Genomic DNA, 20,259 nt, shown 5'->3' on the forward strand with positions numbered 1-20,259 from the left:
AGCCATCCAGAAACCACGCCAAGCGTCCGGAATTGCGGCGATTGCAAGGGATTATTCGGGTATTTCAAAAAATTAACTTGAATGTTAATTAACATAAATGTAAATCAATGGACATGAGTAATTTGATCCAAACCTTTTCTGCCCTGTCGGATGCCACCCGTTTGGCCGTGGTCGAAAAACTGATGGCCGAGGGAGAGCTTCCGGTGAGTGACCTTGTCGAAACGGCGGATCTGTCCGCGCCAGCCATGTCGCGCCACCTCAAGGTTCTACGGCAAGCAGGTCTGGTACAAAACCGCGTCGACGGCACGTGGAGGCTTTATTCGGTGCGACCAGAGGCATTGAAGGTGATTTCTGACTGGACGCTGGATCATTGCGCCTTTTGGCAGGCCGGTATGGACCGGCTGGAGGCTTTTCTGGCCGCTGAAAGTGAGACAAAGAATGGCTGATATTCAGATCATCCGTGAGTTTCCGGTCAGTCCTGAGCGGCTGTTTCAGGCGGTGACGCAACAAGCAGAGATTTTGAACTGGTGGGGGCATGACGGAATGCAACATCCCGCGCAACATCTGGATTTCAGCACGACCGGCCCCTGGTTTTCGGAAATGATTGGCGCGGACGGCACGCCGTACAAATTATCTGGCCAGGTGACCCATGTCAGCCCACCCACATCCGTCGGATTTACCTGGGGGTGGCATGATGCGGAAGATCAGCGAGGGGCGGAAAGCCATGTGACGTTCACGATAGAGGCCACTTCCGATGGCGCGCGTTTGATCGTGGATCACCGAGAATTGGCTAGTCCCGAAATCGCCAAACGGCATTCGGCAGGTTGGGCCGGGCCACTGGGACGCCTGGAGCGTTTCATCGCAACACTCACGGTCTGAAAATTTCAAAAAAAGGAGACAGAAAATGCCCAAATTTATCTTTGCCTATCACGGGGGCAGTATGCCCGAAACCGAAGAAGAAGGCGCCAAGGAGATGGCGGCATGGCAATCCTGGTTAGGTGGAATGGGCCAGGGTTGTGTCGACATGGGCGCGCCGGTGGGTAAATCAAAAACAGTAAGCGCAGATCACGTCGCAAATGACGGCGGATCCAACCCGCTTTCGGGGTATTCGATCGTTGAAGCGTCCGATGAGGATGCCGCTGTGGAGATGGCCAAAGGATGCCCTGTGCTCAATCGTGGTGGATCGGTCGAAGTTGCGCCAATCGTCGACATGTGACGTCAAGAACGGGATCAAGGCGCCCTGACGGGCTCTGGTAACCCGGCCCCCTCCCTGTCCCTCCCCAAGGGGGAGGGAACTTGGTTGCACTCAATCGAGAGTAAAATACCCCGGGGATTGTGAAGCGGGCGTTTCAAGCGGCCAGTTGAGCCCGTGTCTTGCCAATCATCATCGCAGCACGTGCGGCTTCACGACCTTTTTCGACGAAATGTTTTTGGAATATCGCCGTGTGATGTGCGGTTTCCTGAAATTGGTGCGGTGTGAGTGAGATGGACAATACCGGTACATCGGTGTCCAAACCGGCGCGCATCAAACCGTCAACCACAGCCTGCGCTACAAATTCATGCCGGTAAATGCCGCCATCCACCACAAAAGCAGCCGCCGCGACAGCGCTATACCGACCGGATTTGGCCAGATCGCGGGCCAGAAGCGGCATTTCGAACGCACCGGGCACGTCAAATACGTCTATCTGTTCCAAAGGGATCAGTTCGGCAAAGCCTTCAAGCGCGCGGTCTACGATATCGGCATGCCAATTGGCTTTGATGAAGGCGTAACGGGGGAGTGTCATGATGGTCTCCTTTTCGTTTGACACGTCACCCAGAGCATCAAACGAAAGGAGTACCGGCCTGCGCCAGTGCACCTGTCATCCTCTTTCATCCGGACTATGACCGTCGGCTCTGGAATCGCACCAGATCTGCTGACACCATGGCAATCCCGTGGCCGCTCGCGGGCTTCGGGATGCACATCCCGTTACCGCCGGTGGGGAATTTCGCCCCGCCCTGAGAATAACAGTCACAATGTGGGAAAAGACCCGCGCAAACAAGGGGTGTTTGCGGCAGGATGCGCCGGAATTCCGGCGGGTTCCCGAGGGCGCAAAAGCGCCCCCGGGGCCAAGCTGTTCCGCCCGGGATTACGAGGCGTCAGGCAGAACGCCGGCTTCGCGTGCCGCGGAGATTTCGTCCTCGGCGAGAGCGCCATCGGCGTTGGTGTCGATCTGCTCAAACGTACCCGCGGAGGCTTCGGGATGCGCGGCGGCGAATTCTTCAGCTGAGACAGCGCCGTCACCATCTGCATCCATGGCTTCTGATGCCAGAGCGGCAGCAGGAAGTGTCAGGGCGATGGCGAAGGTGGCTGCGGTGATTTCTTTCAACATGGTTTCATTCCCTTTTCTGATGTCTTTAACGAGAGCGTTTTGTGCCCTCGAACTGAACATGGGGAGGGTGGCATCGAATGTCCCGACCTTGCGGATCGATGAGCGAAAACCATGCGAGAACAGGCCGAAATGGCCGGCTGACCTCGGCAGATCACTGCCGTGACCAGGTCACATCTTTGCATCGGCGGGACGGTGCCCACCGCGGACTTGTTTCTGGGCGAGATTCGGCCTGAAATACCCGTCTGGGTTGATGGGCGATTGCCCGCTGGCTCAGTTCAGAAGTGAGTCGGCTGGCTTCACGACACCGGTTACGATGCCACGACGGTTGAGAATCGGCGCATTCATGAAGCGCATTGTTGCCGGATGATCCGCCTCAAGCACACCGACGCGCACCAACAGGGCCGCAATGGCGCAGTTTGCTCCGCGAACAGCCCCATCCATCACCTTGACGGATATCCCCATCTTTCGACCGGGGATGATGGCGCTGAAATATCCTTCGGCACCGGTCTTCAGGGCAACTGGTTCGGATGTGGCGCGCATCAGCTCGGTACAGGCGCGTCTGTCTCCGGCGATCAGATCCGGATGCGCGACCATGGCTTGCCACAGGCGGACGGCCGCGGTTTGCCGTTGGTTTGCGCCCTCTGTCGCTGTGGCAAAACCGGCCATTGCGCGCGCCATACCGTGCATTGAGCAGGCATGGTTAGGGGCCGAGCATCCGTCGATGCCGAAACCGGAGCTGGTTTCCATTGTGGTTTCTTCAAACGCATCCAGGCAGGCTTTTTGAACGGCGTGGTCCGGTGCGATGTAATCTGCATCTCCGCCAAGGTGTTTTGACAGGGTCAGGAAGCCCGCATGTTTGCCGGAACAGTTGTTATGCACCTGACAGGGTTTTCCGTCGGTTCGGATCAGGTGGTTAAAAGCGGCGCGGTCCTTGGGCATTTGCGGGCCACAGCGGAAATCATCGTCACCCAAACCCAAATCCGTCATCCACATTCGCACCGGGTCGGTATGGATTGCGGCCCCGTTGTGAGAGGCGCAGGCAAGGGCGAGCTGTTGATCCGTCAGGCCAAATCTTTCAGCCGCTCCGGTTTCTATCAGCGGCAACGCCTGGATCATCTTGGCCGAACTGCGCGGCATCACGACAGCGTTCGGGTCGCCCCAGGCATCGACAATCTGGCCGGTTTCGTCGCAGATCACGGCGTGACCCAAATGGACACATTCCAAAAATGGTCCCCGCCAGATTTCTGTCAGGGGTACGGGGTTCGACATACCGCTCTCCGATCTCTTGGCGGGCTGTGCAAATTTCCGCCAATTGCGTCTTTCATATCTCGCCTGTTTCAGGCTATTGTTGCAATGTCGAGTACGTTGAGGCCGTTCACAACAATAAATCCGACGAGGGATGCAATCGGCCCACGAAAATTGAGGCAAATGTCAGCTTGGAGGCTGAGCAAATGGTATCACGTTTAGTTCGCGGCATTGGGTGCGTTTCGCTCGCGCTGGCCGCTACTGGTGTTTGGGCACAAGAAGAAAGCACCAATCAGGTCGCGGCGAAAACCGCATGGAGTGTTTTCGAAGATAAAGACCCGCGCGAATGCTGGGCTGTATCGGCCCCCACTGAAACAGTTAACACCAAAGACGGCCGCGTCGTGGCTGTGCGTCGCGGGGACATCCTGTTGATGACCTTTTTCCGGCCAGGTGCCGGCGTCAAGGGTCAGGTGACCTTCACCGGCGGATATCCCTTTGCCGGGGGATCTACGGTAAACGTCAATGTTGGCGGCAACGAATTTGAGATGTTCACCGAAGGCGAATGGGCCTGGCCTGCCAGCACGGCAGATGACGCCAAAATCATTGCGGCCCTCAAGCGCGGTGCATCTGCGGTACTGACTGCCCGGTCGGGGCGTGGCACGATAACCAAAGACACCTTCTCGCTGTCTGGGTTTACCGCAGCCATTGAAGAAGCTGAGAAGCGCTGCCAGTAACCCCCCCGGGTTCAAACGGTTTTCGGAAAAGGGCTGCCACAGGCGGCCCTTATACTTTTTGTACGGTGTTTTTCAGGAGCCCTAAAGCGCCCGCGAACACACCGTCGCTTCAATGCGGTGCGAATGCCGGCTTCTACAGACCCCATGAATTTTGTAGGGTTAATGTAGGACGTTCAACGATTTCAGGGGTCGGACGGTGAGACGACGGGAAGTTGTTTTGGGCGGAGGGGTTCTGAGCTTGATTGGTCACATTGGCGGCGCGGCGACATCATCCGCAACCGGATACTTTGTTCCACCAGAGGAAGCGTTGCATCAGCGCACGTTCATGCAATGGCCGGTCAATCGCCGGGTCCACTCCGATCCGGTTTTTCTGGATATGACGCAACGGACAATTGCGGATATCGCAAATACGATTGCGGAATTCGAACCGGTAACAATGCTGGCCGCGTTGCAGGATCACGATAGCGCGCGAAAGAAACTATCCGCGGCTGTGGAATTGTGGGACATCCCAACCGAAGACCTGTGGTGCAGAGATGCCGGCCCGATCTTTGTGCGCAACGATGCGGGTGACCTGGCCATCAGCCATATTCAGTTCAACGGCTGGGGAGAGAAACAGGTACACCGCCGCGATTCAAAAATTGCGGAGCGTGTCGCCAAGCAATTGGGGTTACCGTTGCTCCCAACCGGCTTGCGGGGCGAAGCTGGCGGCGTTGAACAAGATGGCCACGGTTTGCTGATGGCGCACGCAAGCAGTTGGGTGAACAAAAACCGCAATCCCGGTCTTTCACAGCGGGAAGTTGAGGCACTTTTGCTGCAGGCCTATGGGGCTGACCGCATGATCTGGTCCGATGGTGTTTGGGGTGAGGACATTACAGATTACCACATTGACAGTCTGGCGCGTTTCACGGGGCCCGGACGCGTGTTGATCAATCTGCCGGATGAGCCCGACTTAAACGACCCGTTTCATGTGGCTGCCCTTGATACACATGACGTGTTGATCGCTGAAGGCATGGCCGTGGAAGTCATCCCCGAACCAGAGGTGCGCCGGGTGAAAAGCATCGATTTTGTTGCGTCTTATGCCAACTACTATGTATGCAACGGTGCCGTCATCGCCGCGGAATTCGGGGACACCCAAAGTGATCAGATTGCCGTAGAGGCTCTCGCACGCCACTATCCGGGCCGGGAAATCATTACCTTAAACGTCGATCCGCTGGGCGAGATGGGCGGCGGTATTCACTGCGCCACACAGCAGATGCCAGCGACATAAGCGCAAAGAAAAACAGTCAAAAAGCAGCCGTTGGTGCAGGCGCCACGACGGTTCGAATTATCGAATGCTCCGCTGTCATGATCTGGGTGCCGCGGCCCGTCTGAGGCGGTCATTGATGGCGCGACCCAGCCCGTGGTCTGGGACAGGCGACACAGCGATGGCTTTGGCCTGCATGGCGTCAAGCGCATGAAGATGCCCGAAGAGGTTGGCGGCCGCTTCGACCAGATCGCCCGCCGGCGAAAGATTTAGCGTCGCGTCCACGGGCCCAAAGCCCAACAACACCTCGTCCGGTAGAGGTGTTTCGGCATTTAGCCGAACCGGTGCACGTGGCGCATAATGCGAGGTCAGTTGCCCCGGTGCATTGAGAGGATCGCCGTCGGAATGCCGGGCAAGCGGGTGCCCCAGTGCAGCCTCCAACGCTTCGATGGGTAATCCGCCGGGGCGCAGGAGCGTTGGTTCAGACGCAAGCCCCAATATGGTGGATCTCGACCCCCACGTCGCAGGCGCCCCCATCCAGAATGGCCGCGATTTGACCGGATAGGCCTTGCGCCACATGCGCGGCGGTCGTTGGGCTGATACGACCCGATGGGTTGGCGGAGGGTGCCGCAATTGGCCCGCCAAAGGCCCCCAACAGCGCCTGTGCCACCGGGTGCGCTGGCACACGAATGGCGACGGTCGGTAGATCAGCCGTCACCAGAGGCGACAGGCCCGCATCGGCGCTCACCGGCAAAACCAAAGTCAGCGGGCCGGGCCAGAACGCGTGTGCCAAACGATCGGCATGATCCGACCAACAGGTCAGTTCTTGCGCAGCGTCAATGGAATTAACATGTACAATCAACGGGTTGAAGTGGGGGCGGCCCTTGGCTTCAAAAATCCGCGCAACCGCAATGTCATTTCTGGCGTCGCCTCCAAGTCCGTACACAGTCTCGGTCGGGAACGCCACCAGACCTGCGGCGCGCATGATTTCAGCAGCGGCGCTGAAGCCCTGAGCATCTGGAGAAAGCATTTTGGTCTGCACTGCGCGACCTCATGATTTTGACGCGGCGTTTTGGTTGATGGCAATAGCCGTTCGGATACGGTAGATCGCGAAAGAATTGCATATAGGGTGCGGCTTTGATTGCCAAGCTGCCCGATATTTTAGCTCAGGAGCCACTTATGCCGTATCGCGCACCGGTCGAGGAATACAAGTTCCTGTTTGATCACGTGGTCGGGCTGGAACAGGTCACTGAAACAGATCGATTTGCCGAAGCGACATCCGATATCACAGGCGCGATCCTGTCCGAAGCTGGCCGGTTGAGCGAAGAGGTTTTGTACCCGCTTCAGCGTGATGGTGATCTGCACCCTGCAAAACTGGAAAACGGAGTTGTCCGCACCAGCCCCGGATTTGATGAGGGCTATAAAGCGATTGCGGATGGGGGTTGGGTCTCGATCAGCGCCAGCCCCGATTTTGGCGGCATGGGACTGCCGATGACCGTGGCCACCGCAGTAAACGAAATGATGGCCTCGGCCTGTCTCAGCCTTCAGGTCAGCCCCTTGATGACCCAAGGCCAGATTGAGGCTTTGGAACACCACGCCAGCGATGCCATCAAGGACATTTACCTGCCCAAACTAATCAGCGGTGCGTGGTCCGGCACAATGAACCTGACTGAGGCGCATGCAGGTAGCGATGTGGGCGCATTGCGCAGCAAAGCGGAACCCAATGGAGACGGCACGTACGCGATTTCCGGGCAAAAAGTGTATATCAGTTGGGGCGACAACGATTTTACGGAAAACGTGTGTCATCTGGTTCTGGCGCGTTTGCCGGACGGGGTGGACGGAACCAAAGGCATCAGCCTCTTTCTTGTGCCCAAGCTGATCCCGGATGAAAACGGTGTGCCGGGTGTTGCAAACAACCTGAGCGTGGTCAGTCTGGAACATAAACTGGGATTGCACGGCAGTCCGACCGCGGTGATGCAGTATGACGGCGCGACAGGATGGCTGATTGGTCAGGAACATGATGGAATGCGGGCGATGTTCACCATGATGAACAATGCGCGTCTTGGTGTGGGGGGACAGGGGATTGGTACGGCTGAAGCCGCCTACCAACACGCGCTTGCCTATGCGTTGGAACGCAAACAAGGGCGCAGTCCGATGGCAAGTGGTGCCGGCGCGATTGTGGACCATGCGGACATTCGCCGGATGCTGACCACGATGAAGGCAGATATTTACGCGGCGCGCAGCATAGCGTTGGCTTGTGCAGTGGCCATCGACATGCAAACGGCAACTGGGGCTGACGAATGGGCGTCGCGCGCGGCGTTCCTGACCCCGATCAACAAGGCATTCGGGACGCAAACCGGCATTGATGTTGCGGACATGGGCATCCAGATTCATGGCGGCATGGGATATGTCGAAGAAACCGGCGCGGCGCAATATACCCGCGATGTGCGGGTGACGGCGATTTACGAAGGCACAAATGGTATTCAGTCGATGGATTTGGTGGCACGCAAGCTGATGGATGGTGGCGATGCGGCCCATGCTCTGCTGGACGAGATCGAGGCCCAGGCCGAAGCCGTCCGCACCGAGTTTCCAGACCTCGCAGAACCCGTGTGGCAAGCCTCAGAATCTCTGCGTGAAGCCGTCGAATGGATGCTGGCTCAAAAGGACATGAACCAGCGGTTTGCGGGTTCTGTCCCCTTTCTAATAGCATTTGCACGTGTTCTGGGCGGGCATTTTCACCTGACCGCGGCGATTGCGGAAAAGGGCGATGGTCCGCGCAGCAAACTCGCGCGTTTCTACATCACACGCCTGTTGCCGGAACATGTAGGCTTATTGGCCCATGCCACGGCGGGCGCGGACGATCTTTATGCAATCGATGTGCAGGATCTGAGCGCGTGATGAGCACAAAAAACGGCGTTTTGCGCTATCCTTGGGAGACACCGCCCGAACCCGGCCAGTCGATTGAAATTGCTGAAGGTGTATTGTGGATACGCCTGCCCCTCCCGATGGCGTTGGATCATGTGAACGTCTACGCGTTGGACGAAGGGGACAGCTGGAGCATTGTGGATACGGGCATCTATTCCAAACGCTCGGTATCTCTATGGGAAAACGTGTTGAGCGGGCCTCTGGGTGGCAAACCCGTGGGCCGTGTGATTCTGACCCACCATCATCCGGATCATGTGGGGATGGCCGGATGGCTGATGGCGCGCTTTGACGCCGAACTGGTTGCCACGCGGACCAGTTGGCTGATGGCGCGGATGCTGATTTTGGACGCCGAAGATCGCCCCACCCCTCAGGCGCTGAAACTATGGCGTGCGGCCGGGATGGATGAGGCGATCTTCGAGGAACGCAAGAACAGCCGCCCCTTCAATTTTGCTGATACATGCCACCCGCTGCCTGTGGGTTATACGCGGATCAAGCAAGGTGATGTCTTTTCCGCCGGAGGGCGGGAATGGGACGTGCATATCGGGAACGGCCACGCGCCTGAACACCTGACGCTTTGGAGCCGGGACGATAATCTGGTTCTGGCAGGGGATCAGATACTCCCGTCCATCAGCCCCAATATCGGTGTCTATCCGACCGAGCCGGAGGCGGACCCGCTGTCTGATTGGTTGGAGGCTTGCGCGCGATTTGCCACTTTGGCGCGCGAGGATCACCTGGTGTGTGGTGGGCACAAAGTGCCGTTTACCGGCCTTCCTGTTCGCATGCGCCAATTGGCGGAAAATCACCATGGTGCTTTGGCGCGGTTGCGGGAACATTTGGTGACGCCGCGCAGTGCCGGCGAGTGTTTTGCGCCCCTTTTCAAACGAAAAATTGATCACGGAACCTATGGATTGGCCCTTGTAGAAGCGGTTGCACATCTCAATCATCTATATCAGGCTGGCGAAGTCAGCCGCCACCGCCGCGAGGACGGGGCATGGATGTGGCTGATGAAGGGATGAGATGTGATGGACAATAAAATCGAAACGTCGGCGGAAGCGCTGGAAGCCGACGCGATACCGCGCTGTCATGAAGTGCACTCCGACCCTGAACGCTGTCGGGGCGGCAAGGACGTCACCGAGGGTGTTGATCTTCAACCGGTTAAACAAAAAAGCCCGGCACAATGGGCCTACGAGCGCCTGATCCTCTACATCCAAAATTTCGAAAAGACGCTGGATAATGAACACGAGGTCGCCATGGGTTTCACAGGCGGAGACGCCGGTGTGCTCAGGATCGAAGGCATGGGATATTTCGACCCGGATATCGTCACCTTCTACGGAAGCGATCCGACCGGGGGCAAAACCCAGCTGGTCCAGCATGTCAGCCAGTTAAACGTGATGTTGCGTACCCTGCCAAAACAGTTGGAGCAGGACGAACCAAACCGTATCGGTTTCCGTCTGGCGGAAGGCATCGAAAAAGCGTGAACAATGCTGTTGGTTTCGGGTGGTGACAGCCCTGATGAAATCAAGTATCCAACAGCGGAATTATGATGATACCTGCCTCAGGGGAATTGAAAATGGCTGATCACAAGCATGGCGAAATGAATACGGACGTTCAGGAAAAGACATTTGATGGTTTCATGAAAATCGTCACATGGACATGTGTGGGTATCGCCGTATTCCTGGTTTTTCTGGCACTGGTGAACGGCTGAAACCGCCTGCCTGACCGGTAATCTGGGGAAAACAATGCGAAATTTAATCCTCGCTTTGGCGGCGGCCATCGTATTGACGGGCTGCGCCGGGCAGCGCGTTTGGGCGCCGGATGAGGATGTGGCGCGTGCCGCCTACCGCCATGACGGACCGCCGCGCCTGACGCTTTTCACCATGATCAACAATCGCACGGGCGCGGGCGCGCATACGTCCTTGATGATCAATGGATCACAACGCATCATTTTTGACCCGGCAGGCTCCTTCAAGCACGAAACGCTACCGGAGCGGAATGATGTTGTCTTCGGCATTACGCCGCCGGTGGCAGACGTCTACACCCGCTATCACGCGCGCAAGACCTACCACGTGAAAGTGCAGGAGCTTAATGTGTCACCCGAAGTGGCCGAAGCGGCCATTCGCGCGGTTATGGCATACGGCGCAGTTCCTGCCGCGCAATGTTCGCGTAGCACATCATCGGTACTGGCGGGTTTGCCGGGTTTTGAGGCCATTCAGACGACGTGGTACCCGGTGAAATTGGCGGATCAATTCGGCCGAATCCCGGGCGTGCGCGAGCAAGATCTTTACGAATATGACAGCGACGACAACAGCAAGGTGCTGCGTGAATGGAACCCAAACGCCGTCGCCCGTGATGCGGTGGTGGTCCAGTAGACATTCAACCCCTTTGAAACGGCCCTGCACATTTGGTGGTTTCCGTTGCTGCGACTTGGCCCTAGATTGCGGGAAATGACGCCCCATCATGGGATATTCAATTGGCCAAGAATGAAAACCTTAGTGATTACCTGATCGCGCCCGACCCCGGTGCACACCGTTTGACCCGGGCCGTAGATGGTGTGGATCACGCAGGGCAGTCCACACGGATTTCCGTGGTGGAAGAACGGCCATTGACGATTTTCCTGAACGGGCAGGAAATCGTTACTGCTATGACAATCGGTGACTACCCCGAATATCTGGCGCTTGGCTTTTTGCGCAATCAGGGCATGTTGGGGACGGATGAAACCGTCGAGCGGGTTGACTACGATGATGATCTGGAAACCGTTGTCGTGCGCACCGACGGGCAGACCAGTTACGAAGAAAAGCTGAAGAAAAAGACCCGGACCAGCGGATGTGCCGTCGGTACCGTTTTTGGGGACATGATGGAAGGGTTGGAGAACGTCGTTCTGCCCGACCAACAGGTCAGAACATCGGATCTCTACACCCTTGCCAGCAAGATCAACCGTACCCCGTCACTTTACCTCGAAGCTGGGGCTATTCATGGCACCGTGCTCTGTCAGGGTAGCCGCCCTTTGGTCTACATGGAGGATGTCGGACGTCACAACGCGGTCGATAAAATTGCGGGATGGATGTTGTCCGAAGGCGTCGCCGCCGATGACAAAATGCTCTACACCACGGGCAGACTGACCTCGGAAATGGTGATTAAAACGGCGCTTATGGGCATACCGGTGCTGGCCTCGCGCTCGGGATTCACAGCGTGGGGTGTTGAGATTGCCAATGAAGTCGGTCTGACACTGATCGGTCGCATGCGAGGCAAACGATTTGTCTGTTTGAGCGGCGAAGCGCGCCTGTTGCGGGACGCGGACCCGGATCAGATTGCGGATGAACCAAGCAAATCCGGGCGCAAGGGAGCGCGCGGATGAAACAGCCACAAGGTGTAATACTTGCGGGCGGTTTGGCCACGCGGATGGGGGGCGGGGACAAGTCGCTGCTGGATCTGGGGGAAACCTCGCTTCTTGATCAGGTGATCGCGCGACTAGAACCACAAGTGGTCAACATAGCCCTGAATGCCAACGGTGATCCCTTTCGGTTTGCCCGGTTCAACCTGCCTGTCGTCCCGGACAATATTGAGGGTTTCGCGGGACCTTTGGCCGGCGTATTGGCGGGCCTTGATTGGGCGGCAGAACAGGGTGCTGAGACGATCGTGACTGTCGCCGGTGACACGCCGTTCTTTCCCTGTGATCTGGTGCCACGCCTTATGCTGGCCGCCGAAGGTCAGGACGTACCGCTTGTCTTGGCCGCGACGCCAGATGGCCGACACCCGACATTTGGATTGTGGCCCGTGGCGCTCCGGGATGATCTGCGAGAGGCGCTTCAGAATGGATTGCGCAAGGTTGTGGCCTGGACCGATGGGCATGGTGGAAACGAGGCATTGTTTGAGGGCGAAGGTGATCCGTTTTTCAACGTCAACACACCGGAAGACCTTGAAAAAGCGCGTGAAATACACAAGGCAATGACATGAAAATTTACGGAGTGGTCGGGTGGAAAAACGCTGGCAAGACCGGTCTGATGGAACGGTTGGTGACCGAAATTACCGGTCGGGGCTTCAGCGTATCAACCATTAAGCATGCGCATCATAGTTTTGATGTGGATCACCCGGGCAAAGACAGTCATCGCCACCGTGTTGCAGGTGCGCAGGAGGTTCTTCTGGCCTCACGCAACCGATGGGCCTTGATGCACGAGCTGCGCACCGAAGACGAACCTGTTTTGTCCGTTCTGTTGGCCAAGCTTTCGCCTGTCGATCTGATCTTGATCGAAGGCTACAAGCGCGATGCGCACCCTAAGGTCGAGGCGTTTCGCAGCGTGACGGGCAATAAATTGATTGCCATCGGCGACCAGACAATCCGGGCGGTGGCAAGCGATACAGACATTGATCTGGACCGCCCGGTTTTTGATTTGAACGACACGGCCGCTATTGCCGATTTCATATTGGCTGAGGTGGGGCTGTGACACCGAAACCGCCCCCTCTGCGCGACGATTGCTTTGCCTTGCCTGCAGGTGTTGACTGGACGCCGGTGGACCAAGCTTTGGCGATGTTGCGTGACAGGCTACATCCGGTTGTGGGCTCGGAACGCGTCTTGCTCAACGCCGCGCTTGAGCGTGTGTTGTCAGCACCTGTCGTGGCCGCGCGTTCCAATCCACCACAGGCCAATACAGCCGTGGATGGCTATGGATTTGCCTTTGGCAGCCTGCCGGATGGTGACCCCGTACTGCCATTGGTTGAGGGTCGTGCCGCAGCGGGTCTTGCATATGAGGGCGCAGTACCAGCAGGTCATGCGATCCGCATCCTGACGGGCGCGGCGCTGCCACAGGGCGTCGATACTGTGATCCTGCAAGAAGACGTAACGGTCGAAGGCGGTCAGATTGCGTTTCGTCAGGGCATTAAACGGGGCGCAAATACGCGCAAGGCGGGAGAAGATATCAGCGCGGGTGAAACGGCATTGCCTGCCGGACGGACGCTGACGCCGGCAGATCTTGCGCTGATGGCGGCCATCGGCATCGCCGAAGTGGACGTCTACCAACCCCTGCGGGTGGCAGTGATTTCAACCGGTGACGAGTTGGTCGAGCCAGGCACACGGGCGGCCGATGGGCAGATTTTTGATGCCAACAGGCCCATGTTGATTGGATTGATCCGCAAATTTGGGTACGAGCCTGTTGATCTGGGCAAAGTTGCCGATGACAGGGACGCGTTACGGAACGCGTTGGATCAAGCGGCAGAAAAAGCGGACGTGATCCTGACGTCGGGTGGGGCGTCCTCGGGCGACGAAGATCACGTCTCGGCGCTTCTGAATGATGCGGGTGCCATGGCTGAATGGCGGATTGCCCTCAAACCTGGCCGACCTTTGGCATTGGGGATGTGGCAGGGCACGCCGGTTTTTGGCCTGCCCGGCAATCCCGTGGCGGCCATGGTCTGTACCTTGATTTTCGGCCGACCTGCCATGGGCATCCTGGCGGGGTCGGGCTGGCACAGACCTCAGTCGTATCTTGTGCCCGCCGCGTTCGCGAAAAACAAAAAGCCGGGGCGGCGCGAATATCTGCGGGCCCGCCTGCGCGACGGGCAGGTCGAGGTTTTCAAGTCAGAAGGGTCCGGGCGCATCAGTGGGCTGAGCTGGGCCGAGGGTCTGGTTGAGATTTCCGACGAAGCGCAGGTGATCCAACCTGGCGATATGGTGCACTTTTTCCCATTCGGCAGCTTCTTTTGACCATGCGTGCGGCGCAATCCCGTCTGGACCCAACCGGATAATGGTGCAGGGCTCTGATTTCAGCCGCGATGGAGCGGTAAGGCTTACCAGGCCTTGTCCGATCACGCAGAGTTTGCTGGTGGGACCCGCTAATGATGTGCCAGAAGAGACGTTGATCTATCCCAAAGCGTTCGAAACCCTCTGATGCGTCTTTTCCTGCTGACTGCCCTTACCATGATTGCCTTTGCGGCCAATTCAGTGCTCAACCGCATGGCGTTGGCCGGGGGCAGTATTGATGCTGTCAGTTTTGGGATTGTCCGACTGCTATCCGGGGCGATCATGCTGGCAGTGTTGTGTTTTTTCTTGCGTGGCGGGCTGCGGCTTGGTGGCGCTGGCCGGGTGGCGGGCGTCCTGTCGCTCTTGGTTTATCTCTACGGATTTTCAACGGCTTACCGGGAATTGGATGCCGGTTTGGGCGCGCTCATTCTGTTTGGTATCGTTCAAATCACAATGTTCGCCGGTGGGCTGATCAAATCCGAACCCATGCCCGTGCGGCGCTGGGTCGGGGCAGGGTTCGCGTTTGCGGGTCTGGTCTGGCTTTTATGGCCCACGGAAAACGCCTCCATTAGCCTTGTGCACGGGCTTCTGATGGCTTTGGCCGGCGTTGGATGGGGTGTCTATTCATTGGCAGGCCGGCTCAGCGACGATGGTTTGCAGGGCACAGCTGCCAATTTCATTTTGGCCGCACCCATCGGGGTTCTGGTCGGGCTTGCCCTACCCACGGCGGAGCCTACAGTCTGGACATCACATGGTATTGTGCTGGCCATTCTGTGCGGTGCGATCACATCGGGTGTCGGATACGCACTCTGGTATACGGTTTTGCCCTCGTTGGCCGCATCGGTGGCTGCTGTGGCGCAACTCACCGTGCCGGTGATTGCCATGGCAGGCGGGATGCTCTTTTTGTCCGAAGCGCTGACATTGCAATTTGCTCTGGCCTCTATTCTGGTGCTGGGCGGCGTGGCCATATCCGTGGTCTCGTGGCCAAACCGCTGAAAAGAGTGCCATGCGACAACCATCGAGCTACATCACCAGTCGTTCCAACGGGTCATAGAGGACGGCGTCAGAAAAGGCGACATCCGCGAGACTGTCTGGTTTGACCTGCAATTCGGACATTTCAGAGCGCGTAACGAACCGCCTTTCCGTGACCACATCCTCAGGGTCTTGCCACGTGTCGTCAAGCGCGCCGCCAATAATGGTACAGCGAAAAAAGATATCCACCTGATGAAATCCCTTGTCCGGATCATGAAATTCGTTGACCAGACAAGGCGGGCCAACTTCAATGCGTAAACCGGTTTCTTCGTAAACTTCCCGCATCAGGTTTTCGGGCAACGATGCGCCCATTTCCGCGCCGCCGCCCGGAACGCACCACAGATCACTGACCCCGCCGGGAAAGGCGTTCACCAGTAACAAGCGGTTTTCATGGACAATTATGGCGCGTGTCGCCAGCCTAATGGGCATGTTTCATGTCTTCCGTTACGTGACAAACCCTTTTGTAATCGGGGTTTTGCGCGTATCTCAAGGGAATGAAGCGTCTTTTGTTTATCCTGTTTTTGCTTTTGCCCGCGACCGTGCGGGCTGAATGCGTGGTTTTGCTACATGGCTTGCAACGTACGGAAACATCTTTTCTGGTTCTCCAAGAAGTTTTGGAAGCTGAAGGCTATCAGACGGTCGCGCCGGGGTACCCATCGACAGAAAAGCGCATTGCGCGCCTTGCCGAAGAAACCCTGCCCCAAGCGGTTGCGGCCTGTGGCGATGAAACGGTGCATTTCGTCACCCATTCGATGGGTGGCATATTGCTTCGGGCGTGGCTCAAGGATCACCGGCCGGCAAATCTGGGCCGTGTTGCAATGCTGGCCCCGCCAAACCACGGATCGGAAGTGGTTGATGAATTGGGTGCATTGGAAGTGTTCGAATGGATCAACGGGCCCGCGTCGGTGCAATTGGAAACCGGGCCGGAAGGATTGCCAGAAAGACTGCCGCCCGTGGATTTTGAACTTGGTGTCATCGCCGGGACACGTTCGCTCAACCCCTATTTTTCGGTTCTGATTGAGGGGCCGGATGACGGTAAGGTGTCAGTCGATTCCACCCGGGTTGAGGGCATGGCGGATCACATCGAATTGCCGGTGACGCATACATTCATGATGAACAACCCGATCGTCATTGCGCAGGTTCAGGCATTCTTGCGGGATGGGCAATTCGACGATGATCTGGATATCGGAGAGCTTTTCTGGGGCGGCAGTGAATGACGGCACTTGAAGTTAAGTTCGTCGGTGCAGAGGTTCTGACGCCAGAAGGTATTCGCGTGCAACCGTTGTCGATTGCGGGAGGCACTGTCGTGGCTGATGACGTGTCACGCGCGGTCGATCTGAGCGGGTACTATGTACTGCCGGGCATCGTCGACATCCATGGCGACGGGTTTGAGCGGCATCTGGCGCCACGTCGTGGTGCGATGAAGGATCTCGATCAAGGGTTGGTCGCCGCCGAAGCGGAACTGGCGGCCAGCGGCATCACGACAGCCACATTGGCGCAATTCTATAGCTGGGAAGGCGGCATGCGGGGCCCTGAATTCGCAGGTCGGGTGTTCACCGCTCTGGCCGAGATGCGGGACAGTGTTGAGACCGATTTGCGTGTGCAACTGCGGTTTGAAACGTCGATGTTGGATGACTATGCGGCTGTCGAGGCGATGATTGCAGAACATGATATCAGCTATGTCGTTTTCAACGATCACCTGCCACATGACGCATTGGAAAAAGGGAAAAAACCGCCAGGTCTGACGGGCCAGGCTCTCAGGATCGGGCGCAATCCGGAAAAGCACCTTGAGATCATCAAAGGTCTCCATGAGCGTCTGCCCGAAGTTGGTCCGGCGGTCGATGACCTGTGCAAACGGCTGGCCGCGCGGGGCGTTCGCATGGGCAGCCATGATGACAACAGCGCTGACCAACGCACGGCGTGGCGCGCGCGCGGGGCGATCATTGCCGAGTTTCCCGAAACACTGGAGGCCGCAGAGGCGGCGCATTCCGCTGGTGACGGGTTGATCATGGGCGCGCCAAACCTGGTGCGCGGAGGATCACATAAAGGCAATGCCAGCGCGATTGAGATGGTGATGATGGGATTAGTCGACGCCTTGGCGTCCGATTATCACTACCCGTCACTGCGACGTGCGGCTTTTTTGCTGACCGACGGCGGCGTAATGGATCTGGCGGGTGCATGGGCACTGATTTCTGCTGGACCAGCGCGGGTATTGGGGCTCAGTGATCGTGGATCGTTGGCCCCGGGGCAACGCGCGGATGTGGTCGTGCTGCACAAAGCCAGCCGTCGCGTCGCAGCCACGATTGCTGGGGGTCGGCCAAGTTACATGAGTGGCGAAATTCTATCCCGTTTCATGGGGTAATCCCAAGGTGCACCTTCGGTGCGCCGGTTTCCCTCGTCCTTCGCCTGACGGCGGCGTCCTCAGCGCCTGCATCGGATGTGACATGCCAATTCCAGCGTATCGCCTTGGGGACACGGTGCAGATTGAGGCGTCAGCCCGATTTAACGATCCGATTGACGTGCCCCATTTTTCGGCCCGCCTTGGTCTGCGCCTTACCGTAGAGATGCAGTGACGCGGAGGGATCGCGGCTCAGCTCAGGCACGCGGTCCATGTCATCACCGATCAGGTTTTCCATCACAACATCCGCATATCGGCTGCCATCGCCAAGCGGCCAGCCAGTGATGGCACGGATATGTTGTTCGAACTGATCCACGGTGCATCCCTGCTGGGTCCAATGGCCCGAATTGTGTACGCGGGGTGCGATCTCATTGACGATGAGCGCATCAGGGGTGACGAAAAGTTCGACGCCCATAACCCCGATGTAGTCGAGCTTGTTGAGGATTTTGGCCGCCAGCAGGATCGCATCGGTACGCTGCGCCGCCGTCAGTCTGGCGGGCAGGGTAGTTGTACGCAAAATGCCGTCTTCATGCACGTTTTCACCGGGGTCAAAACACGAAACATCACCGGCAGCGTTTCGCGCTCCGATGACAGACACTTCGTGGGAAAACTCAACAAACCCTTCAAGGATTGCGGGTGCGCCCGCCATGTCTTTCAGGGCCTGTTCGGCATCTTCCGGCGATTTGATCCGGGCCTGGCCTTTACCGTCATAGCCAAAACGCCGGGTCTTCAGAATGGCGGGCAATCCGATTTCGGACATCGCCTCGGCAAGGTCAGTTGGGTCATCAACGGCCGCGAAGGGTGCCGTTTTTAGTCCAAGATCGGTCAGGAAGGCCTTTTCCACCAACCGGTCCTGACTGACCCGTAATGCCATGCGATCGGGCCGCACAGGGCAGAGGTCTTCGAGCAGGTCCAGTGCAGAGGTCGGTATGTTTTCAAATTCATAGGTGATGACATCAACGCTCTCAGCAAATTGGCGCAGCGCGTCCTGATCGTCGTAGTCGGCCTTGTAATGATAGTTGGCGACATGGCTGGCGGGACAATCGCCACCGGGCTCAAAAACGCAGACCTTGAAGCCGAGACGCGAGGCGGCAACGGCCAACATCCGGCCCAGCTGACCACCACCCAAAATGCCGATGGTTGCGCCCGTGGGGAGTGCGTCAGTCATCTTGTGGCACATCCGGGATCGAGGCCGACAGAGCCGTGCGCCAGTCATCCAAACGTTCCGCCAGGGCGGCGTCTGACGTGGCCAGGATCCCGGCCGCCATCAATCCTGCATTGGCGGCACCCGCCGCACCGATTGCCATGGTTGCCACGGGAAAGCCTTTGGGCATCTGGACGATGGAATAAAGGCTGTCCACACCGGATAGCGCTTTGGATCTCGACGGGGACACCAACCACAGGCACACGGGTTTTGGACGCCATCATGCCGGGTAGATGTGCTGCGCCACCGGCGCCGGCAATGATCACCTTGAGGCCACGATCAACGGCAGTTTTGCCGTAGTCCCAAAGCCGGTCAGGCGTACGGTGAGCGGACACAATCCGCGCCTCGAACGGCACGCCCAATTGGTCCAGAATGTCTGCGGCTTCGCGCATAGTGGGCCAGTCGGATTGACTGCCCATGATGATGCCAACCTGTGGATTTGCCATGACATGCCCTTTAGCAATGAAGCGCGCACTATACTGATCCTCTCAGAGGTTTCTACCAATAAGATGCAATGCTACGATGATTGCGCAGCAGTGCAGTCACGGCGCAAAAATTGGATGTGGGTATGATGGATAAAACCGAGGATTATACTGAGGCCAATCGCAATGCCTGGAACGCTTCGGCGGCAGCCTTTGAGCAGACCGAGTTTTGGCAGGACATGGTGGCGCAACTGCGCACACCGGGGTTTTCGGCTTTTGACGACACCATAAGTGCCACCCTGCGCGAGATCGGCGTTGAAGGGCGGCGGGCGGTGCAGGTTGGCTGTAACAACGGGCGCGAATTGCTGTCGCTACCGGCCTTTGGGGCAGAGCCGGGGTTGGGGATTGATATCGCGGATGACTTTTTGGCGCAGGCCCGCAAGCTGGCTGAGATTGCTGGATCGGATTGCCAGTTTCTGCGCGCGGATATCTATGACCTGCCCGCCGATGTGCCACGGGGCTTTGATCTGGGATTGATCACCATTGGCGTTTTGAACTGGATGCCCGATATTTCGGGATTTTTCCGCGCGGTTGCTTCGCTTTTAGCGCAAGACGCGGTGCTTGTGGTCTATGAGACGCATCCGGTGCTGGAGATGTTCGATCCGGAGGGGGACGATCCTTACACGCCAGATGAATCCTATTTCAGGAAAGATCCGTATGTCGAGGAAGAGACAATTGCCTATTTGGGTGCTGAAAGCACGAAAGGACCACCGCTTTATTGGTTTGTGCACACCATGGGCGATATCATCAACGCCTGCATCGAAGCGGGGCTTTCGATCGAGCGGCTGACCGAACATGCGCACAGCAATCGCGAAGAGCTATATGACAAATACGAAGAGCAGGATGCGCAATTGCCGATGTGTTTCACGCTGGTTGTGCGCAAGACCACGTAAGGG

Annotated in this window: 23 protein-coding genes, 2 pseudogenes and 1 riboswitch; of the genes and pseudogenes, 18 read left to right on the plus strand and 7 right to left on the minus strand. The window is 57.6% G+C overall.

The genetic code is table 11. The annotated features are described in order from the left end of the window. The first annotated feature begins 113 nt into the window (after positions 1-113). The 3 genes from ACZ1HJ_RS07840 to ACZ1HJ_RS07850 are packed head-to-tail and all read left to right on the plus strand — an operon-like array spanning position 114 to position 1,216. Positions 114-446 carry an ArsR/SmtB family transcription factor gene (locus tag ACZ1HJ_RS07840; protein WP_472721747.1) on the plus strand — a complete coding sequence of 111 codons (333 nt, stop codon included), beginning with the start codon at positions 114-116 and terminating at the stop codon, positions 444-446. Then, entirely contained in the window at positions 439-879 is a 441-nt protein-coding gene (locus tag ACZ1HJ_RS07845; RefSeq protein ID WP_472721748.1) for an SRPBCC family protein, read from the plus strand. Before ACZ1HJ_RS07840 ends, ACZ1HJ_RS07845 begins: the two co-directional genes overlap by 8 nt. A 25-nt stretch (positions 880-904) precedes the next feature. After that, positions 905-1,216, plus strand: a complete 312-nt coding sequence (locus tag ACZ1HJ_RS07850) for a YciI family protein (RefSeq protein WP_472721749.1) — start codon at positions 905-907, stop codon at positions 1,214-1,216. Between the two features lie 133 nt (positions 1,217-1,349). On the opposite strand, the gene ACZ1HJ_RS07855 is transcribed toward ACZ1HJ_RS07850, so the two are convergent. The 3 genes from ACZ1HJ_RS07855 to ACZ1HJ_RS07865 all read right to left on the minus strand — a co-directional run bounded on the left by ACZ1HJ_RS07855 (position 1,350) and on the right by ACZ1HJ_RS07865 (position 3,638). Beyond that, positions 1,350-1,817, minus strand: coding sequence for a 6,7-dimethyl-8-ribityllumazine synthase (locus tag ACZ1HJ_RS07855; RefSeq protein WP_472722181.1), 468 nt, complete (start codon positions 1,815-1,817; stop codon positions 1,350-1,352). Between the two features lie 40 nt (positions 1,818-1,857). Further along, positions 1,858-2,007: riboswitch (FMN riboswitch) on the minus strand. 119 nt (positions 2,008-2,126) lie between these two features. After that, the gene (locus tag ACZ1HJ_RS07860) at positions 2,127-2,369 is read right to left on the minus strand and encodes an EF-hand domain-containing protein (RefSeq protein WP_472721750.1); all 243 of its coding nucleotides are present in this window, start codon (positions 2,367-2,369) and stop codon (positions 2,127-2,129) included. A gap of 270 nt (positions 2,370-2,639) precedes the next feature. Then, entirely contained in the window at positions 2,640-3,638 is a 999-nt protein-coding gene (locus ACZ1HJ_RS07865) for an asparaginase (protein ID WP_472721751.1), read from the minus strand. Positions 3,639-3,820: 182 nt separating this feature from the next. Between ACZ1HJ_RS07865 and ACZ1HJ_RS07870 the strand changes: the two genes are divergently transcribed. Both ACZ1HJ_RS07870 and ACZ1HJ_RS07875 read left to right on the plus strand, forming a co-directional pair. After that, positions 3,821-4,348: an invasion associated locus B family protein gene (locus ACZ1HJ_RS07870; protein ID WP_472721752.1), complete on the plus strand. Its 528-nt coding sequence runs from the start codon at positions 3,821-3,823 to the stop codon at positions 4,346-4,348. 232 nt (positions 4,349-4,580) lie between these two features. After that, positions 4,581-5,615 carry an agmatine deiminase family protein gene (locus ACZ1HJ_RS07875; RefSeq protein ID WP_472722182.1) on the plus strand — a complete coding sequence of 345 codons (1,035 nt, stop codon included), beginning with the start codon at positions 4,581-4,583 and terminating at the stop codon, positions 5,613-5,615. A 75-nt stretch (positions 5,616-5,690) separates the two neighbouring features. Here ACZ1HJ_RS07875 and ACZ1HJ_RS07880 read toward each other — a convergent pair. Continuing rightward, positions 5,691-6,621: pseudogene (locus ACZ1HJ_RS07880) on the minus strand (L-threonylcarbamoyladenylate synthase). Positions 6,622-6,770: 149 nt separating this feature from the next. Here ACZ1HJ_RS07880 and ACZ1HJ_RS07885 point away from each other — a divergent pair. From ACZ1HJ_RS07885 to ACZ1HJ_RS07930, 10 genes are all read left to right on the plus strand, one after another. Next, positions 6,771-8,489: an acyl-CoA dehydrogenase gene (locus tag ACZ1HJ_RS07885; protein ID WP_472721753.1), complete on the plus strand. Its 1,719-nt coding sequence runs from the start codon at positions 6,771-6,773 to the stop codon at positions 8,487-8,489. Next, on the plus strand, positions 8,489-9,532 hold the full coding sequence (locus ACZ1HJ_RS07890) for an MBL fold metallo-hydrolase (RefSeq protein ID WP_472721754.1): 1,044 nt from the start codon (positions 8,489-8,491) through the stop codon (positions 9,530-9,532). The genes ACZ1HJ_RS07885 and ACZ1HJ_RS07890 overlap by 1 nt, the downstream gene beginning before the upstream one ends. A 6-nt stretch (positions 9,533-9,538) precedes the next feature. Further along, positions 9,539-9,994, plus strand: a complete 456-nt coding sequence (locus ACZ1HJ_RS07895; protein WP_472721755.1) for a DUF6173 family protein — start codon at positions 9,539-9,541, stop codon at positions 9,992-9,994. 92 nt (positions 9,995-10,086) lie between these two features. Further along, positions 10,087-10,221, plus strand: coding sequence for an aa3-type cytochrome c oxidase subunit IV (locus ACZ1HJ_RS07900; RefSeq protein WP_472721756.1), 135 nt, complete (start codon positions 10,087-10,089; stop codon positions 10,219-10,221). 34 nt (positions 10,222-10,255) lie between these two features. Continuing rightward, positions 10,256-10,885: a hypothetical protein gene (locus tag ACZ1HJ_RS07905; protein WP_472721757.1), complete on the plus strand. Its 630-nt coding sequence runs from the start codon at positions 10,256-10,258 to the stop codon at positions 10,883-10,885. Positions 10,886-10,980: 95 nt separating this feature from the next. Then, positions 10,981-11,871: a formate dehydrogenase accessory sulfurtransferase FdhD gene (fdhD, locus tag ACZ1HJ_RS07910; protein ID WP_472722183.1), complete on the plus strand. Its 891-nt coding sequence runs from the start codon at positions 10,981-10,983 to the stop codon at positions 11,869-11,871. Then, positions 11,868-12,470: a molybdenum cofactor guanylyltransferase MobA gene (gene mobA / locus ACZ1HJ_RS07915; protein WP_472721758.1), complete on the plus strand. Its 603-nt coding sequence runs from the start codon at positions 11,868-11,870 to the stop codon at positions 12,468-12,470. The genes fdhD and mobA overlap by 4 nt, the downstream gene beginning before the upstream one ends. Next, on the plus strand, positions 12,467-12,958 hold the full coding sequence (gene mobB, locus ACZ1HJ_RS07920) for a molybdopterin-guanine dinucleotide biosynthesis protein B (RefSeq protein WP_472721759.1): 492 nt from the start codon (positions 12,467-12,469) through the stop codon (positions 12,956-12,958). Before mobA ends, mobB begins: the two co-directional genes overlap by 4 nt. Further along, a complete protein-coding gene (locus ACZ1HJ_RS07925; protein WP_472721760.1) occupies positions 12,955-14,211 on the plus strand; it encodes a molybdopterin-binding protein in 1,257 nt (418 codons plus the stop codon). Before mobB ends, ACZ1HJ_RS07925 begins: the two co-directional genes overlap by 4 nt. Positions 14,212-14,394: 183 nt before the next feature. Beyond that, on the plus strand, positions 14,395-15,243 hold the full coding sequence (locus tag ACZ1HJ_RS07930; protein ID WP_472721761.1) for a DMT family transporter: 849 nt from the start codon (positions 14,395-14,397) through the stop codon (positions 15,241-15,243). A gap of 27 nt (positions 15,244-15,270) precedes the next feature. On the opposite strand, the gene ACZ1HJ_RS07935 is transcribed toward ACZ1HJ_RS07930, so the two are convergent. Continuing rightward, complete coding sequence (locus ACZ1HJ_RS07935; protein ID WP_472721762.1) at positions 15,271-15,708, minus strand: NUDIX domain-containing protein; 438 nt, start codon at positions 15,706-15,708, stop codon at positions 15,271-15,273. 65 nt (positions 15,709-15,773) lie between these two features. On the opposite strand from ACZ1HJ_RS07935, the gene ACZ1HJ_RS07940 reads away from it, so the two are divergent. Both ACZ1HJ_RS07940 and ACZ1HJ_RS07945 read left to right on the plus strand, forming a co-directional pair. Beyond that, positions 15,774-16,496 carry an alpha/beta fold hydrolase gene (locus ACZ1HJ_RS07940; RefSeq protein WP_472721763.1) on the plus strand — a complete coding sequence of 241 codons (723 nt, stop codon included), beginning with the start codon at positions 15,774-15,776 and terminating at the stop codon, positions 16,494-16,496. Then, a complete protein-coding gene (locus ACZ1HJ_RS07945) occupies positions 16,493-17,641 on the plus strand; it encodes an alpha-D-ribose 1-methylphosphonate 5-triphosphate diphosphatase (protein ID WP_472721764.1) in 1,149 nt (382 codons plus the stop codon). Before ACZ1HJ_RS07940 ends, ACZ1HJ_RS07945 begins: the two co-directional genes overlap by 4 nt. A 130-nt stretch (positions 17,642-17,771) precedes the next feature. On the opposite strand, the gene ACZ1HJ_RS07950 is transcribed toward ACZ1HJ_RS07945, so the two are convergent. Together ACZ1HJ_RS07950 and purE are read right to left on the minus strand one after the other, a co-directional pair. Beyond that, the gene (locus ACZ1HJ_RS07950) at positions 17,772-18,845 is read right to left on the minus strand and encodes a 5-(carboxyamino)imidazole ribonucleotide synthase (protein ID WP_472721765.1); all 1,074 of its coding nucleotides are present in this window, start codon (positions 18,843-18,845) and stop codon (positions 17,772-17,774) included. Beyond that, positions 18,838-19,327: pseudogene (purE, locus tag ACZ1HJ_RS07955) on the minus strand (5-(carboxyamino)imidazole ribonucleotide mutase). The gene ACZ1HJ_RS07950 and the pseudogene purE overlap by 8 nt, the downstream one beginning before the upstream one ends. Before the next feature lie 122 nt (positions 19,328-19,449). On the opposite strand from purE, the gene ACZ1HJ_RS07960 reads away from it, so the two are divergent. Further along, positions 19,450-20,256, plus strand: coding sequence for a class I SAM-dependent methyltransferase (locus ACZ1HJ_RS07960; protein WP_472721766.1), 807 nt, complete (start codon positions 19,450-19,452; stop codon positions 20,254-20,256). The last annotated feature ends 3 nt before the right edge of the window (positions 20,257-20,259 follow it).

This window comes from Roseovarius sp. JB2-10 (assembly GCF_055693585.1).